Annotated in this window: 1 pseudogene; it reads left to right on the top strand. The window is 43.6% G+C overall.

The features are described 5' to 3' along the window. Positions 1 to 360 (top strand): annotated as a pseudogene (locus tag ACYQ2O_RS12980) (DDE-type integrase/transposase/recombinase); the annotation flags it as partial.

Genomic DNA, 360 nt, shown 5'->3' with positions numbered 1-360 from the left:
ATAAAATCATCTTATCCCAAAGAGTGTCTGAAAAACGCAATACTGAATTAGCAATCAGGGCCATTCACGATGTGCTCGACCACTATATAGCTAGCGAAATCCCTGAGGATTTAAACCTCATCGTTGATGGAAACCCCATTTACAAACTGGCACAACATTTCCTGGCCCAACACGGCCTGAACTTCGATATCACTCAAGTCATTGGTTTAACCAACGAGGACGAAGTATCTAGGCAATATAGGCCCCTTAAACAAATCATCGAACGATTGAACCGGACTTACAAAGGCAATTACCGTGGCACCCATGGATTTAAATCTCAAAATGGTGCACGTGCTCATGTCGCTTGCTTTACTGCCTGCT

It is taken from the genome of Alkalibacterium sp. m-11 (assembly GCF_054658155.1).
The sequence above is the reverse complement of the archived record's forward strand: the minus strand, read 5'-3'. Positions and strand labels throughout refer to the sequence as shown.